Annotated in this window: 14 protein-coding genes; 6 read left to right on the top strand and 8 right to left on the bottom strand. The window is 52.9% G+C overall.

What is annotated here, in order from left to right:
• Positions 1 to 29 precede the first annotated feature (29 nt).
• Genes CFLAV_RS14725 through CFLAV_RS14715 form a run of 3 tightly spaced genes read right to left on the bottom strand, consistent with a single transcriptional unit; the run spans position 30 to position 2,157 of the window.
• Positions 30 to 413, bottom strand: a complete 384-nt coding sequence (locus tag CFLAV_RS14725) for a hypothetical protein (protein ID WP_007415555.1) — start codon at positions 411 to 413, stop codon at positions 30 to 32.
• A 7-nt stretch (positions 414 to 420) separates the two neighbouring features.
• Positions 421 to 1,521, bottom strand: coding sequence for an inorganic phosphate transporter (locus CFLAV_RS14720; protein ID WP_007415554.1), 1,101 nt, complete (start codon positions 1,519 to 1,521; stop codon positions 421 to 423).
• Positions 1,522 to 1,527: 6 nt separating this feature from the next.
• On the bottom strand, positions 1,528 to 2,157 hold the full coding sequence (locus CFLAV_RS14715) for a DUF47 domain-containing protein (RefSeq protein ID WP_007415553.1): 630 nt from the start codon (positions 2,155 to 2,157) through the stop codon (positions 1,528 to 1,530).
• Between the two features lie 136 nt (positions 2,158 to 2,293).
• Between CFLAV_RS14715 and ispF the strand changes: the two genes are divergently transcribed.
• The 6 genes from ispF to CFLAV_RS14685 are packed head-to-tail and all read left to right on the top strand — an operon-like array spanning position 2,294 to position 6,365.
• Positions 2,294 to 2,773 (top strand): 2-C-methyl-D-erythritol 2,4-cyclodiphosphate synthase, encoded by a 480-nt coding sequence (gene ispF, locus CFLAV_RS14710; RefSeq protein ID WP_007415552.1) that lies wholly within the window; start codon positions 2,294 to 2,296, stop codon positions 2,771 to 2,773.
• Positions 2,774 to 2,778: 5 nt separating this feature from the next.
• Positions 2,779 to 3,057 carry a hypothetical protein gene (locus tag CFLAV_RS14705; RefSeq protein ID WP_007415551.1) on the top strand — a complete coding sequence of 93 codons (279 nt, stop codon included), beginning with the start codon at positions 2,779 to 2,781 and terminating at the stop codon, positions 3,055 to 3,057.
• Positions 3,023 to 3,586: a gamma-glutamyl-gamma-aminobutyrate hydrolase family protein gene (locus CFLAV_RS14700; RefSeq protein ID WP_007415550.1), complete on the top strand. Its 564-nt coding sequence runs from the start codon at positions 3,023 to 3,025 to the stop codon at positions 3,584 to 3,586. The genes CFLAV_RS14705 and CFLAV_RS14700 overlap by 35 nt, the downstream gene beginning before the upstream one ends.
• A gap of 6 nt (positions 3,587 to 3,592) precedes the next feature.
• Positions 3,593 to 4,738, top strand: coding sequence for an ISAs1-like element ISVer2 family transposase (locus tag CFLAV_RS14695; RefSeq protein ID WP_007414217.1), 1,146 nt, complete (start codon positions 3,593 to 3,595; stop codon positions 4,736 to 4,738).
• Entirely contained in the window at positions 4,738 to 5,061 is a 324-nt protein-coding gene (locus tag CFLAV_RS14690) for a gamma-glutamyl-gamma-aminobutyrate hydrolase family protein (protein ID WP_007415549.1), read from the top strand. The genes CFLAV_RS14695 and CFLAV_RS14690 overlap by 1 nt, the downstream gene beginning before the upstream one ends.
• The gene (locus CFLAV_RS14685; RefSeq protein WP_007415548.1) at positions 5,058 to 6,365 is read left to right on the top strand and encodes a sigma-54-dependent transcriptional regulator; all 1,308 of its coding nucleotides are present in this window, start codon (positions 5,058 to 5,060) and stop codon (positions 6,363 to 6,365) included. The genes CFLAV_RS14690 and CFLAV_RS14685 overlap by 4 nt, the downstream gene beginning before the upstream one ends.
• Positions 6,366 to 6,412: 47 nt before the next feature.
• Here CFLAV_RS14685 and CFLAV_RS14680 read toward each other — a convergent pair whose 3' ends face one another.
• The 5 genes from CFLAV_RS14680 to hrpB form a co-directional block, all read right to left on the bottom strand.
• Positions 6,413 to 7,327, bottom strand: a complete 915-nt coding sequence (locus CFLAV_RS14680; RefSeq protein ID WP_007415547.1) for a complex I NDUFA9 subunit family protein — start codon at positions 7,325 to 7,327, stop codon at positions 6,413 to 6,415.
• Positions 7,328 to 7,379: 52 nt separating this feature from the next.
• Positions 7,380 to 9,110 (bottom strand): M3 family oligoendopeptidase, encoded by a 1,731-nt coding sequence (locus tag CFLAV_RS14675; protein WP_007415546.1) that lies wholly within the window; start codon positions 9,108 to 9,110, stop codon positions 7,380 to 7,382.
• Between the two features lie 54 nt (positions 9,111 to 9,164).
• Complete coding sequence (locus CFLAV_RS14670; protein WP_007415545.1) at positions 9,165 to 9,977, bottom strand: cysteine peptidase family C39 domain-containing protein; 813 nt, start codon at positions 9,975 to 9,977, stop codon at positions 9,165 to 9,167.
• A gap of 53 nt (positions 9,978 to 10,030) precedes the next feature.
• Positions 10,031 to 11,638 (bottom strand): DUF885 domain-containing protein, encoded by a 1,608-nt coding sequence (locus tag CFLAV_RS14665; RefSeq protein WP_007415544.1) that lies wholly within the window; start codon positions 11,636 to 11,638, stop codon positions 10,031 to 10,033.
• 122 nt (positions 11,639 to 11,760) lie between these two features.
• Positions 11,761 to 14,331: an ATP-dependent helicase HrpB gene (gene hrpB / locus CFLAV_RS14660; RefSeq protein WP_007415543.1), complete on the bottom strand. Its 2,571-nt coding sequence runs from the start codon at positions 14,329 to 14,331 to the stop codon at positions 11,761 to 11,763.
• Between the last annotated feature and the right edge of the window lie 25 nt (positions 14,332 to 14,356).

Below are 14,356 nucleotides of genomic sequence, written 5' to 3'. Positions count from 1 at the left end.
TCAGTTCGAGTGCAATGTGCAGTGTGAAATCAGGGATAGGAATAATGCTTTTCCCATCGTTTGAGCAGTCCATGGGAATCGAATGTCAGGTGATAATAAGCATCATAATTAACCTTGGGTTTATCAAGATGAACTGGCTCAATCTCAAGTTCCTTGTGATGTGTGTGTGCTCTCCATTCCCATTTCTGTTCCCGGACGGCTGGCCAGACCGCGATTCTGGAGCCATCCGGTTGAATTTGATCCCTCCAGGGCTGGCCGTAATCGCCGACCATATCATCGAAGGAGCATTTTCCTATTTGACTATTCCAGTTGGTTTCCTCCATCGGGCAGGAGGAGCAACCTTGAAGGCAAAACAGCAAAAGCAAAATCAAGCTGGTAAGAATGCTGCCTGAGTTAAATGCAGGAGCCTTCATAGCAGCATCAGGAAACCCATCCAAATAACTGAAACAGACGCACCAAACCGTAAGCAATGCCGGCTGCAACTGGAATGGTCAACACCCAGGCCCACACCATGCGTTCAACCACAGACCATTTGATCGCACTAAAACGTTTGGCCGCGCCAACACCCATGATCGATGCTGAAATGTTATGGGTGGTTGAAACCGGAATGCCGAGGTGTGAAGCGAGTGCAATGACGGTCGCTGAGCTGGCTTCGGCGGCGAAGCCATTAATCGGGTGAAGTTTCACCATTTTATGGCCGAGCGTTTTGATGATGCGCCAACCCCCGGCTGCAGTTCCTGCCGCCATGACGAGCGCACAAGTAACTTTGATCCAAAGTGCAATTTCCAAATCCTTGCCTTCGGCTGGCGCAGGGGTATGCAGAAAGGAGAGCCAGGCGGGAAGATTGTTAAAATGACCGGCACTGGTCGCTCCCAGGAGTGTCAAGGCAATGATGCCCATTGTTTTCTGGGCGTCATTGGTGCCATGCATGAAGCCCATGGCGCCAGCACTAAAAATCTGAGCCTTGTTGAAAAATGAATTCACTTTCGAAGGCCGCTGGTTGCGCAAGGAAATGTAAAGCACCGCCATGATAATGAAGCCGAGGACAAAACCCAGAATTGGCGAGGTGAACATGGGAAAGACCACCTTCCACCACACGCCCTTGCCTAGATACCAGTGTTCCTTGCCCGGTTGCGCCCAAATAATCACATGCCAATTATTATGCGAGGCGGCCAATGCAGAACCACAAAGGCCACCGATCAAGGCATGGCTGGAACTGGAAGGGAGACCAAGCCACCAGGTGAGGAGATTCCAAAAAATCGCCCCCAACAAAGCACAGATGATGATGTTGGAAGTCATGGGAATCAACTTCGCATCAATGAGACCGGAAGTGATTGTTTTCGCGACGGCAGTGCCGATCATGGCACCCACCAGATTGGTGAAGGCAGCCAGCGCGACTGCCTGTTTGGGAGTTAAAACCTTCGTGGAAACGACAGTCGCAATGGAGTTGGCCGTGTCGTGAAAGCCATTGATGTATTCAAAAATCAACGCCACCGCGAGGACGGTAAAAACGAGCGTCATGGTGGATCAGGAGTTTTTCAATACAATGTGCGAGATGATATTGCCCACGTCACGACAACGATCCACCACCTTTTCCAATAACTCGTAGAGATCCTTCATCACAATCACTTTGAGGGTATCGTGCTTGCCACTGAACAGGTCCTTGTAGTGATCCATCATGGCCTTGTCCGCTTCGCCTTCGAGGTATTGCAGCTTGTCGTTCAGGCTTTTGAGTTGTTCGAGATTGGTGCCCTTGCGCAGGACCTTGACCATGGCGGGAACGAGATCGGTGGCTTGCTCCAAAAAGCCGATTTGCTTGGAGAAGTCCAAATCCTTCAAAAACTGCGGGGTGAGAATGATGCGTTCCCCCAATTTCTCGACGGTTTTGGGGATGCGATAGAGGGCGTTGGAAAGATTTTCGATATCTTCCCGCTCCAGGGCCGTGACAAAGGTATTGTAAACGGCTTCGCGAATTTCGGCGCTTATTTGCTTCTCTTTACGCCGTGACTGAATGAATTCATACAACAACGCGGTTTGATCCGGGGTTTTGGTAAGCTTCACCAGAGCCTGGACGCTGGTGCGTGCTTCTTCAGCACTGGCTTCCAGGAGGTCAAAAAATTTATCTTCTTTACCCAGTAATTTTTGGAGCGAAAACATAGCGTCGGGCCATATGTTGCATAAGCGTTGGAAAAGCGCACGCACAATTTTATTAGCAAAATCCTTATGAATACGATAAGGAGGTGGGCCAATAAATGACTTGGTGCCCCTTAGGCAGCGCGATATATTGCTGTGAATGGTTCATGTTGGAATAGGTTATGACGTCCATCAATTGGTGGAAGGCCGCAAGCTCATCCTTGGCGGAGTGGAAATTCCCCATACTAAAGGTTTGGAAGGGCATTCAGACGCGGACGTGTTGATGCATGCGATATGCGACGCCATCCTGGGAGCGATCGGCGAGGTGGATATCGGGCATTTTTTCCCCAACACCGATCCCCGTTGGCGCGGGGCACCAAGCAACGTATTTTTGAATGAGGCGGCGCGCCAGGTGCGACTTCGCGGGGCCAGGATTATAAACATTGATGCCACCCTCATCGCGCAGCAGCCAAAGATATTTCCGCATATCGGCCAGATGAAGGTAAATATTGGGGCGGCACTGGAAATGACCGTTCACAAGGTTGGCATCAAAGCCACCACCAATGAGCACATGGGATTTTTGGGACGGGAAGAAGGCATGGCGGCCATGGCCGTGGCGAGTGTTGACTTACCCGAATAATAATTATGTCGGCAAAAGCAGAAATCAGTTGGAAGCGAACCACCGAAGGGGGCGAGAAGATTCAGGTCTATGCCCGCCATGTTGGTGGCAAATGGAAGTTTTTTATGCGCGGGGCCCGATATGACCAATGGCAGCCAGTGGAGGAACCGCCTGTGGAGGACTGGTTGGAACTGCTTGACTCCGTCCGCCGTCGTATCAATCGCAGATTATTAAGACCTGAAGAAGAAGATCGCATTAAAAAACTCATCCATGAACGGTTCCCCGAAGAAAACCTTGAAGGCTAAGAAGCCATTAATTCTGATTTCACCCAACACTGAGGTGAAAGGAGACGAGTTTGGAGATACTTCCATCAGTCTCTCTGAAACGTACCAGAAGGCCATCATGAAGGCGGGCGGCATTCCGCTGGTTTTGCCTTATATGGCTTCGAAGGAGGTCATTGCCGAATGCGTCAGCCATGCTGATGGCGTCTTGTTGACCGGCGGTGATGATATTAATCCCAACCTTTACACCAAGCGGCTCTCGCCGGAGTTGCGCAAAACTGTGACCATCGAGCCGGGGGAACGGGACTTGCGCGAACTGATTCTCATCGATGAAATTTTTCGGCAGAAGAAGCCGGTGCTCGGCATTTGCCGTGGGCATCAGATCATGAATGTGGCATTGGGCGGGACTTTGATAGTCGACATTCCCAGCCAGAAGCCGGGAGCAATCACGCATCGCCGGCCGGATAAGAAGAGTGACATAGTGCATCAGGGCAGACGCATCAAAATTTTTTTGAAGAAAAGTATGTACTTTGTAAATACAATGCGTACATGAGATGGGATGCAAAAGCATCACCGTCAAAACTTGATCGAACATTTCAAAGAGATAAGGGACCCGCGAGTCAAAGGCCGGTGCGACCACGAACTGGTGGACGTGCTGATGATTGGTTTGTGCTGCCTGCTGTGCGGCGGGGAAACCTTCAACGACATGGAGGACTTTGGCAAAGCCAAACGCAAATGGTTCAAGACGTTTCTGCGTTTGCGCCATGGGATACCCAAACACGACACGTTCAACCGAGTGTTTGCGGCGCTCAAGCCGGAAGCCTTTCTGGACTGTTTCATGCGCTGGACGCAATCGGTGCGCGCGACGGTGGCTGATGAAATCGTGGCGTTGGATGGCAAGGCCCTGCGTCGGGCGCTGGAGCAAGGACAATCCCCGCGGGTGATTGTCAGCGCCTGGGCGGCGGGCAACTCGCTGGTGCTGGGCCAAATCCAGGTGCCTGACAAGACCAATGAAATCACCGCTGTGCCGCAACTGTTGCGAGTGTTGGAGTTGAGCGGATGCATTGTCACCCTCGATGCCATGGGGTGCCAAAAGGAGATAGCCAGGGAGATTGTGGAAGCCGACGCCAACTACGTGCTGGCGCTCAAAGGCAACCAGGGCCAGTGCCATCAGGAAATCAAAGCCTATCTGGAGGACGCCGTGGCGCGGCACGACCAGGAGCGGCCTGTGGAAAAGAATGCCGTGGCGCTGGCTTACAAGGAAACCACCGAAAAAGATCACGGACGCCTGGAAACACGACGCTACTGGCAAAGCGGCGATGTCAGCTGGCTTGCTGATCGCCAGCAATGGGCAGGACTGCGCAGCGTGGGCGTGGTGGAGAGCGTGCGGCAGGTGGGCCAGCAAGCGCCCACGGTGGAACGGCGCTATTATTTGAGCAGCTTGAACGTGGACGTTGAAAAGTTTGCTCGTGCCGTGCGCGGACACTGGAGTGTGGAAAACTCCCTGCACTGGGTGCTGGACGTGCAATGCGGCGAGGACCGCAACCGGGCCCGCTCTGGCCACGCCGCTGAAAACCTCGCCACCTTGCGTCGACTGGCTTTAAACCTCTTAAAACGAGAATCCACCAAAAAACGCGGCATCAAAGGCAAACAACTCAATGCTTCCTGGGACCATGATTACCTCCTACGCCTTTTATCATTTTGATGCGTTTGCCCTGCATAGTGCATGAAGCACGATTGACACGGGATTCATTGCTTGCAAAGATAACTCGAACGCAGAAGTTGGGTGTTAACAGCACGCATCATCAAGCGGTTGATCGTGTGGCGGCTCCTTTGCGCGTTACCGGAACCAGTGCCGACGGGATTGTGGAGGCAATGGAACTGAAGCCGGAAGAAGCGCATTTGCTGCCATATTTGATAACAGTCCAATTTCATCCTGAACGTCTGGCCCCCCGGTATCGGGAACATCAGGAAATTTTTAACAGTTTTACCCGGGCCTGTGTGACGAATCGCGACAAAGCACTATGAGAGCAAATATCCTGGTCATTGATGACGATGCGGAAATCCGCGAATTGTTGGTTCAAATTCTTCAACGCAGCAGTTATCAGGTATCCCAGGTCAAAGATGGTGCTGGATTGAAGGAAGCCATAAACCGGCTGCAACCTGAAATCGTTTTGTTGGATTTTAAACTGCCGGACGCCACCGGCCTTGATTTGCTGCCTTTCATCAAAAAAGAATGGCCGGAATCAGAGGTCATCATGCTGACTGGTCATGCGACCTATGATGTGGCGGTGGAAGCGATCAAGCGCGGAGCCTTTCATTTTCAGGAAAAGCCATTTGATCCGGAAAGTTTGTTGAATCTGATCAAGCGGGCTCTGGAGATTCGCTCCTTGCGTGAGGCGGTTTCGACCGGCAATGCAATTTTCCAATGTGACGTGATGAAGAACGTCGTTCGCACTGTGCGCCGTGTAGCGCCGAGCGATGTATCCATCCTGATCACCGGTGAGAGTGGAACGGGTAAGGAAGTCATTGCTGACCTGATTCACAGCTCCAGTCATCGCGCATCCGGGCCGTTAATCAAAATCAATTGCGCAGCTTTGCCTCGTGAACTGATCGAAAGCGAATTGTTTGGGTCTGTGAAGGGCGCTTTTACCGGCGCTCATAGCGATCGCGAAGGTCTGTTCCGTCAGGCTGAAGGCGGCACCTTGCTGCTGGACGAATTATCGGAAATGCCAATCGATACGCAGAGCAAGTTGTTGCGTGTGTTGCAGGAAAAAGAAGTCCGTCCGGTGGGTGGTCGTACCAGTTACAAGACGGATTGTCGAATCATTGCTGCCACCAATCGCAAACCTGAAGAAGCGATTCGCGATGGCAAGATGCGCGAAGATTTATTTTACCGTATCAGCGCGGTTTCAGTTCATCTGCCGCCATTGCGCGAACGTCGCGAAGACATTCTGCCTTTGGCCACGGCTTTTCTGAAGCGGTTTTCCGCCCAGGCAAATCGTGATATCGCCGGTTTCACACCGGAGGCGGCTGAACGCCTGCGTTCATTCGACTGGCCGGGCAATGTTCGCCAGTTGCAGAACGAAGTGCAGCGTGCGGTTCTGCTTTGTGAAGGCAAGTTGGTGGATGCACCGGACCTGTCCATCACCGCGCCAGCCAATGAATCCACTGGTGATACGAGTTACACGCTGTTGGAAGGTGTGGAGCGTAATACCATTGTCCAGATGCTCAAGGAAACCGGTGGCAACAAACTTGAGACGGCCAAGCGCCTCGGGATTGGACGCCAGACGCTTTATAATAAAATCAAGGCTTACGGCATCGAGACCTAGATTTTTAGCTGTTGAATCTTCAGAGCCCCGCCACCAGAGGCGGGGTTTTATTTTTTTAGATAAGCTGAAATTCCCTGCCGGAAGGAAATCGGCTGCAATCTGAACAGTTTGTTCGCCGGTTCGGAATCGCCGATATTGTCTTCCTGGAGCATTATCAATTGATCATGGTTCAGGGGTGGAGCTTTTCCCAGGAGCCTGGGATATGCAAATTCGAGCAGGCTTGCTTGAGATCGTGCGATGGACAACGGGATGTGGACTTTCAAACGTCTGCGGTTTGTTGCGAGGAGAATTTCATCGATCACCTGTTCGAGCGTGAGCACGTCCCGGCCGCCCAATTCATAAGTCTGCCCAAGGGAGGCGGGTTCAGTCAGAGCTTTGACAAAACAGGTGGCCACGTCGGAGACAGGAATCGGTTGGAGTTTGGACTGTCCGTTGCCCATTACGGGCATGATCGGCGAGAGTTGGGATATTTTTGCGAACAGGTTTACGAAGAGATCTTTCGGGCCGTAAATAATCGAAGGGCGAAAGATGGTGTAATCCAGTCCACTTTTCCGAACGTATTCCTCAGCGGCCCACTTGGTTTTATGATAACGGGAAGAGGCATTCGCACGCGTTCCCATCGCGCTCATGTGCACGAATCTTCGGACGCCGGCAATCCTGGCAGCATCTACAACATTTTCGGCCCCACGAATATGAATGTTCTCGAATGTGCTTTCGCCCAGCTCACTGATAATGCCGACCAGATGGATAACGGCATCAATTCCCTTTAATCCGCGCGCCAGGGAGGCGACGTCGAGGATATCCCCAGCATGCACTTCGGCTCCGAATTCTGACGCTTGAGTCCGGGTGCGCATGGAAGTGGGATGCCGGGCGAGGATACGGGATTGGTGGCCAGCGGCATGCAGCTTTTCCAAAACTTCCTGCCCCACGAATCCTGACGCACCGGTTACGAGCACTTTCATAATACCTCTGGACGGGAGTGATAAGCTCCCGCCCCTTATCCCACGAAGCGGTTTAGTTCAATTTGGCAAGCTCGGTTCGCACCAACTCCACCAATGGTTTCATGGTGGTACGGGTGAACTCGAAACGGCAACCTGCCGCCGCGAACAGTTCAGGAAGCGGTCGTGATCCTCCCAACGAAAGCCCTTTCTTATAGTCAGCGAGAGCCTTGGTTTTTTCGCGCTTCGAATTAGCCCAAACCTGAAGCGCTCCAAGTTGAGCGATGCCGTATTCCACGTAGTAGAATGGATGGAGAAAGATGTGCAATTGGCGATGCCACAAGTTGGCGCGCGCTTTTTCGTAGCCAGTCCAGTCCACATCGCCACCGAAACGGTCCATTAGTTTGAGCCAAGCGGCCGTACGCTCCTGGCGGGTGTGGCCGGGGTGCGAATAAATCCAGTGTTGGAAAGCATCGACGGTGGCAATCCACGGAAAGATATTAATAATTCCAGCAAGGTGATCCTTGCGGGCGCGTTTTGCTTCCGGGGCAGCATAAAAGTTCTCAATGAACTCATTGCCCAACAACTCCATGCTCATGGAGGCGACCTCACAGAACTCAATGGGCGCGCCACGATAGGCCTGCAGATCTTCCTTACGAGTGGCGAGCGCATGAAAGGCATGACCGGCTTCGTGCAATAACGTTTCAACATCGCGTTGCACACCCACGGCGTTCATGAAAATAAAGGGAAGTCGCGCCTCTGAAAGAGTGGATTGGTAGCCACCGGGAGCCTTGCCTTTGCGATTGGCCAGGTCGAGCAGGCGCAAATCGCGCATTTCCTTGAATTCGCTGGCCAGGCCTTTATCGAGTTGGTTGAAGATGTCCTGGGTTTTGGAAACCATGCCATCGACTTGTTCGAATGGTCGCAAAGGCGGGCGGTTCAACGGATCAACCGCTAAATCCCAAGGCCGGAGCGATTTCAAGCCTAGTTGAGTTTTGCGCTCCGATTGTAATTCGCGCAGGGCGGGCATGATTTCCTTCTCAATGGCATCATGGAACTGCACGCAGTCGGCAGGGGTGTAATCGAAACGGCCACGAGCGCGGAAAGCGTATTCAAGATAATTTTTGAAGCCGGCATTTTTGGCGATTTGTTCGCGGAGCTTGACGAGTTGGTCGAAGATGTCCTCAATTTTTTCAGCTTCCTCAAGGCGGCGGTTGGCCACCATTTCCCATACCTCCTGACGCAGCGGACGATCTGTCTCCTCCAGGTAACGGCCCATCTGGGTGAGCGTTTTTTCTTCACCTTTGAACTGGACGGTGAGCGAGCCGATGAGTTTTTGATATTGTTGGCCAAGGCGTGCTTCTTCGGTTTCGAGTGGCACATTTTCCTGACGGAAGAGTTCGACGTGCAGATTGGTGTCGCGGTCAAGGACTTCGTAGCGATCCTTGGGCAGTTGTTTCCGGTTGGGATGAGCGATGAAAAGTTGTGAGAGTTTAAATTGTCGTGGCTTCAACTCAGGTTCGATCTTTTCGACGAAATGGAGGTAGGCCTTTTCCGCATCCGGATTGTCCGTGTGGCACGTCATGGCAATATAACGACGGGAACCTTCCTCATCAATGGCGGCATTTAATTCACTCCAATCGAGCAGCCATTTTTCCAAATCCGCAGGCGACTTGGCTTCAGCGGCGCGGGTTTCGAGTTTATCGAAAAGAGGAGATAGTTGTGACCATTCGTTCCAGTCAACGTTGGCAGGGACGAATTTTCTCGGCTTGTAAGCAGGCAAATTCTCAAATGGCAACAAGTTCATACCGGGAAGATAGACCAAGTTCGGCGAATGAAAACTGCTTTTTCGCGTCCCGGTTTACCTTCGTTTCAAGATTATTCCGACAAAACGCCACTTATCTTTGAATTCCTCGTATGAGAGCTTTTCCATGCCACTGAGAGGATCGCCCACAACAACTTCCCTATCATTCACCTCCAGAACCGTGACGTAATGATCGGTCACGATGTTGAATTTGACCACCGCAATGGCCGGGTCGCACCCTTTCAATTCCGCGATACTTTTGAAACTGCCATACTTGCATATCAATCCCGAGGAGGCGTATTGCTTTTCCAATTCCAAAGCCAGGACGTCAGGTGGTGTTCCGGTTGCAGAGGTGGTATGCGCAAGCAGGGCAAGCTGTCCTTCCTCTGCTTGAATGCCGAGTCTGCGCAGTGCGGTGACTGCCGAGGCTGGTCCGCACGTATAGCTAGTGGTTTGCAGACAGATGCCGTCAGAATCAATGCGTGTTTTTAAACTCGCCAATTCTTCACGGTTAAATGCGGGAGCAAGAAAGGGCCAGACGGATGTTCCCGCAACCACACCAACCATCAAGAGGCTCACTGCGATTCTGTCTCTTAAATTCGGAAGTTTGAGCAAAGGGGTGGTGAGCACCATCGAACCCAGAAAACCGATCATGGCAAATTTGGTTCGCCCAAGCATCATCCACGAAACGGGCGGCGTGAAAGAGAGGTCCGGGTGTCGGATGGCAAGGGCATATAGAAAAATCAGAGAAATTGGAATGAAGTAGCCGAACAGCCAATAGGGTTTTCTTAGGCGTGAAAACCACGCGCCAAGGAGCACTCCTCCCGCAGCCAGTAGAGCTACACCGCTTGATTCAAGCCATGGACTCATACTGAGACCATTTTGAGCTTGGATCGTGCCAGTTTTAAAAATGATGCAACGGTTTAATCCAGCCCGTATTTCTCAATCCAGGCTTGGGGAATGGTGCCGAAGCTGATGAGCCAATCGTTAAATTTTTGAAGCTTCCAGCCACGGCCAACCATCAGACGTTGGCGCAGTCGTTCGTTCTCGAGACGACCGAGCCAATAACTCATGGGAACCGTGGGAGAGGCAGTATACCAGTTCACATCCGCTTCGGCACGGGCGCGGGTAAAGCCCAGATTTTTCATCATGTGCGCGACTGCCTTCTCGTAGGTGTAACGGCCGGTTTGCAAACGCAAGTCCACCAAAATACGATGGCAGCGCCAGAGAGCATCGTGCAATTGCTGAACTTGAAGCCAGGGAGAGCGATCAATCTTCAAATCCACCATCATTTGCTCGCACCAGAGGGTCCAGCCCTCATAGAAGACGGCATGTGCAAACAAGCGACGCCATTTGCGCGGATGTTGATTGGCGATGACGAATTGCAAATGATGGCCGGGATAAGCTTCGTGAGCACAGGTGAGGCTGAGACCGAAGTGTTGTTGGCGTTCAGCCTTCTTTTCGGCTTCGGTTGTCTTGGTGACGCTGAGATCGTTCACCCAGAAGATACCACGTTGCCGCCTTTCGAAAGCACCCGGAGAAGAGTAGGCGGCGGTGGGAAACAAATGACGCATGAACTCAGGCACGGGGCGCACCTGCAATTCATCACCTTGGGGGAAGGTGACAGCTTTGGCGGACTTGAAGGCGCTGGCGACACGGCTTGTTTCCTTGCGGTAGAAGCCGAGCAAGTCTGCGCCAGGATTCCATTCGGCTCGTGCTTTCTCGATAATCTGCTCCGGACTTTTACCTTTGCCAAATTTACTTGCTGCCTGCTTGAGCAGGGTGCCGATACGATTTACTTCCGAGAGAGCCAGGGCTTCGATTTCGCCGAGGGAATAATCCAGACCGAGTTGGTCGCGGATGCGGCGTTGGACGATGGGGGCTCCGACGGAGAACGAGCTTTCCGGGGCCAACGGACGCGACATCACCTTTTTGTGATATTTTGAGAAAGCCCGTTGGGCATCCTTAATTTGTTGGCCGTCGCTGGACTGAGGTTCGACACGTTTGAGAAACGTAGCCACGGCTTCGAAAAGCGAATGTGAACCCGCAACGGTTTGCTCCATGATCTTGCGCCAGACTCGTTCGGGGCGGTCGATCAGACTGGCGGATTCGTTGAGAAAGCGAGGGGTTTGTTTGAGAATGGAACGGAGATTTTGAGCGACACGTTTGGGCTCGTCCTCTCCGCGCTGCAATTCGTGGAGCAGAAGATTGAGCACGTGATCGAGCGCGTTGGGATCGAGCGTGTGACGTTTGCGGTCGAAATCTTCAGTTTCACGCAACAACTGGCTTCGGAGAGCCAAGCGATCCAGTTGTTGTTCGTTGCTCAATTCACGGGGAGAGAGCGTGTTGAGTTGGAGGAGAGCTTTTTGGCGGTGCTTTTGCTGCCTGGTTTCGAACTCCAAAGTGGCGCGTCCCAGGCGGCCACGGCTGGATTGAATGCCACTGTAGGCGGCAAAGGTTGGGTTCTCTTCCAAGACCCTCTCAAAATATCCATCCAGAAGCCCCTCGAATTGTGACGATGCTTTGCTCATATGAAGAAGTAGCCATAGGAAACCCTTACTGCCAACTTAAAACGAACGTGTTGGTGTGCCCGTGATGGAAGTCAAATTGATAAACGGTGATTGAAACCTAACGATGTAAACCGATTTCCCCGTTAAAGCCAGTTTACGCGCGGATATTTCTGCTGAAGCGTCGATTTCAGTTTTGGATAACTGGTGGTCTTGAACGTCGGCCAATTCAAGGTCGATTCGATGCGTTTGCCATCCGGTGCACAGAGCCAAAGCCGGACCGGCAGTTTGCCTTCGCAGATAAGAGGCTGTTCCTTCAGCGCAAAGCATTCGTGCAGTTTTACCTGCAGTTCGGGAGCGATTGGATCGCCGCCTTTGGTGGTGGCTTCCTCAGGATATTGCAACTTGAGCTTACGATCGTCGGGCCAGGAAATGGTCAGCGGAGCCAGTTCATCAAGCCAACCGAGTTGTTCCCTGGCCAAGTGCCTTGAAAACTCTTCCTTGAGATGGGTGGCCTGAGCTTCCTTCACCAATGACATTCCCGCGAAGGCTCGACTCAAGCAATCGGTGATGGCTTTTTCATCGAAGGGCGGAAATTCGAGTTCGGGCAGGACGGCACACACCAGGTTCACACGCGCGATGAACTGTTTCAGTTCGTGATTAAACAAGGGAAGTTCGAAGTAATCCTTGCGATAAGCATCGGCGAGACTGCGGCCCGAAGCAGTTGGGTCGAGATCGCGTTGATGTTCATGCGCCATCACCAAATCGCAAAAGCGAATCAGTTTCACCGCTGCGACCCGCTTGTGCGTGCGATCGAAGAGATGTTCCACTTGGACCTTGATGTGCTGGGGAAACATTTGTTCGATCCACTCGCGTTTTACAGCGCTGGCCAGGCCGAGCAGAGTGAGGTTTTCTGAGCCGCGCGACGGGACTTCGCGAATGGAAGCTGTCACAAAGAGCGGTGCATTTTGCACCACACTTTCGCGCATCAACGTGCCGTGGCGGCCTTCGGTCAGATCGCACTCCAAAGAGCCTGAATCACGACGGATGCACAGTTGATCAATAAACCCGGCCATAATACAGCGGAGCAGGGCGGTGTCGTCAGACTGCTCATCAGGTTTTAACAGCTTCTGTTGTTCGGCAATCTGCAGAATCTGGTCGTATGTCTGTTCCACCTGGCGGGCGGATTGGGCGTTGATGCCGTAGCGACGACAGGTTTCGATGCCGAAATTATTCTTCTTCGCAAATTGGTAGGCGCGCATCAGGGTGAAGAAATCGGATTCCTGGCTGGCCTCAAACAGTTCGCGGGCTTCGGAAATATGTTTGTCTTCACGCCGCAAGCGTTGCAGCAGATCCCGGCCACTCACCAAAGCCGCGCATAAGCCTGCTGATCGGACAGAGCCGAGTTTGGCGGCTTCCACGAGCATGCGGGAGTAGCGCGGATGCATGGGAAGTCGACGCATGCGATGGCCGATATCGGTTAATTCACCGGTGGACTCATCGAGGGCTCCGAGCATGCGGAGGAGGTTTTCAGCGCGCTCCACTGCCTGGGCGTCTGGTTTATCGAGCCAATCGAACGCCGCAGCCTTGCGGATGTGCAAGGAATGGAGAAGCAGAACCACTTCGGCGAGGTCGCTGCGTTGAATTTCAGGCGTGTTGCGCTCGGGACGATTGAGGTGGCCGCTTTCAGTCCAGAGCCGATGGCAAGTGCCGGGGGCGGTGCGACCAGCGCGACCTTTGCGTTGATCGGCTGAGGCGCGGCTGATTTCCTCGATGCCGAGAGTCCCAATGCCACGTTCAGAATCATAGCGTGCGATGCGGGCTATGCCGCTATCGACGACGTGACGAATGCCATCAATGGTTACCGAGGTCTCAGCAACATTGGTGGAGACCACCACCTTACGCAGAGGATTAGGAGCAAACGCCAGGTCTTGTTCCTCCGGTTGGAGTTCGCCGTGCAAGGGAATGAATGCAAGACGTTCATTGGTGCGCACCGAGCGAGAGGCGTTGATCGTCGAATGGATTTCACCCACACCAGGCATGAAAACGAGGATGTCTCCCGGTTCGCCGGAATTTACGATGGCTTCGACGGCCTCGGCAGCCTGGTCAGTTATGGGGCGTTCGTCGTGGCTGATCAGGTAGCGAACTTCGACGGGGAAGCTTTGGCCTTCAGAAATGAGAATCGGGCAGGGCTGTTTGTCCGTTGAGAGGTAGTCGGCAACCGGTTCGGCATCCAAAGTGGCAGACATGACCACCATTTTCAAATCGGGACGTTGGGTACCCTGCAGGTGCTTCACCAAGGCAAGGGCGACGTCACTAAGCAAATTTCTTTCGTGAAATTCATCGAAAAGAATCATCCCGATGTCGGGCAGGTTGCGGTTTTCCTGGAGCCAGCGCAGGAGAATACCTTCAGTTACAAAGCAGATGCGGGTGCCGAGGCTGGTGTGATCGTCAAAACGGATTTGGTAGCCGACTTCATCGCCGAGTTTGCCTTTGCGTTCCCAGGCGACGCGGGCAGCGACGGTGCGGGCGGCGACGCGCCGTGGTTGCAGGACAATGATCTTCTTGTCGCCGGCCAAGCCTGCGTCCAGAACCATTTGTGGCACCTGGGTGGTTTTGCCGGAGCCAGTTGGCGCGACCAAAACGAGCCGGTTGCCGGTCCTGAGCTGATCGACAATGGCGGAATGAATTTCCCAAATTGGCAGGGATGAGTGCACGGCTAAATACCCCTAAGTAACCAAA

This window comes from Pedosphaera parvula Ellin514 (genome assembly GCF_000172555.1).
In the GTDB taxonomy this organism is placed as follows: Bacteria; Verrucomicrobiota; Verrucomicrobiia; order Limisphaerales; family Pedosphaeraceae; genus Pedosphaera.
This window is presented reverse-complemented; position numbering and strand designations above follow the sequence as displayed.

Coding starts and splice junctions, on each gene's coding strand:
- CFLAV_RS14665 (WP_007415544.1), bottom strand. CDS start 11,638: ATGAGCAAAGCATCGTCACAATTCGAGGGGCTTCTGGATGGATATTTT.
- CFLAV_RS14685 (WP_007415548.1), top strand. CDS start 5,058: ATGAGAGCAAATATCCTGGTCATTGATGACGATGCGGAAATCCGCGAA.
- CFLAV_RS14725 (WP_007415555.1), bottom strand. CDS start 413: ATGAAGGCTCCTGCATTTAACTCAGGCAGCATTCTTACCAGCTTGATT.
- CFLAV_RS14705 (WP_007415551.1), top strand. CDS start 2,779: ATGTCGGCAAAAGCAGAAATCAGTTGGAAGCGAACCACCGAAGGGGGC.
- CFLAV_RS14720 (WP_007415554.1), bottom strand. CDS start 1,521: ATGACGCTCGTTTTTACCGTCCTCGCGGTGGCGTTGATTTTTGAATAC.
- CFLAV_RS14675 (WP_007415546.1), bottom strand. CDS start 9,110: ATGAACTTGTTGCCATTTGAGAATTTGCCTGCTTACAAGCCGAGAAAA.
- CFLAV_RS14700 (WP_007415550.1), top strand. CDS start 3,023: ATGAACGGTTCCCCGAAGAAAACCTTGAAGGCTAAGAAGCCATTAATT.
- CFLAV_RS14690 (WP_007415549.1), top strand. CDS start 4,738: ATGCGTTTGCCCTGCATAGTGCATGAAGCACGATTGACACGGGATTCA.
- CFLAV_RS14695 (WP_007414217.1), top strand. CDS start 3,593: ATGCAAAAGCATCACCGTCAAAACTTGATCGAACATTTCAAAGAGATA.
- ispF (WP_007415552.1), top strand. CDS start 2,294: ATGGTTCATGTTGGAATAGGTTATGACGTCCATCAATTGGTGGAAGGC.
- CFLAV_RS14715 (WP_007415553.1), bottom strand. CDS start 2,157: ATGTTTTCGCTCCAAAAATTACTGGGTAAAGAAGATAAATTTTTTGAC.
- CFLAV_RS14670 (WP_007415545.1), bottom strand. CDS start 9,977: ATGAGTCCATGGCTTGAATCAAGCGGTGTAGCTCTACTGGCTGCGGGA.
- CFLAV_RS14680 (WP_007415547.1), bottom strand. CDS start 7,327: ATGAAAGTGCTCGTAACCGGTGCGTCAGGATTCGTGGGGCAGGAAGTT.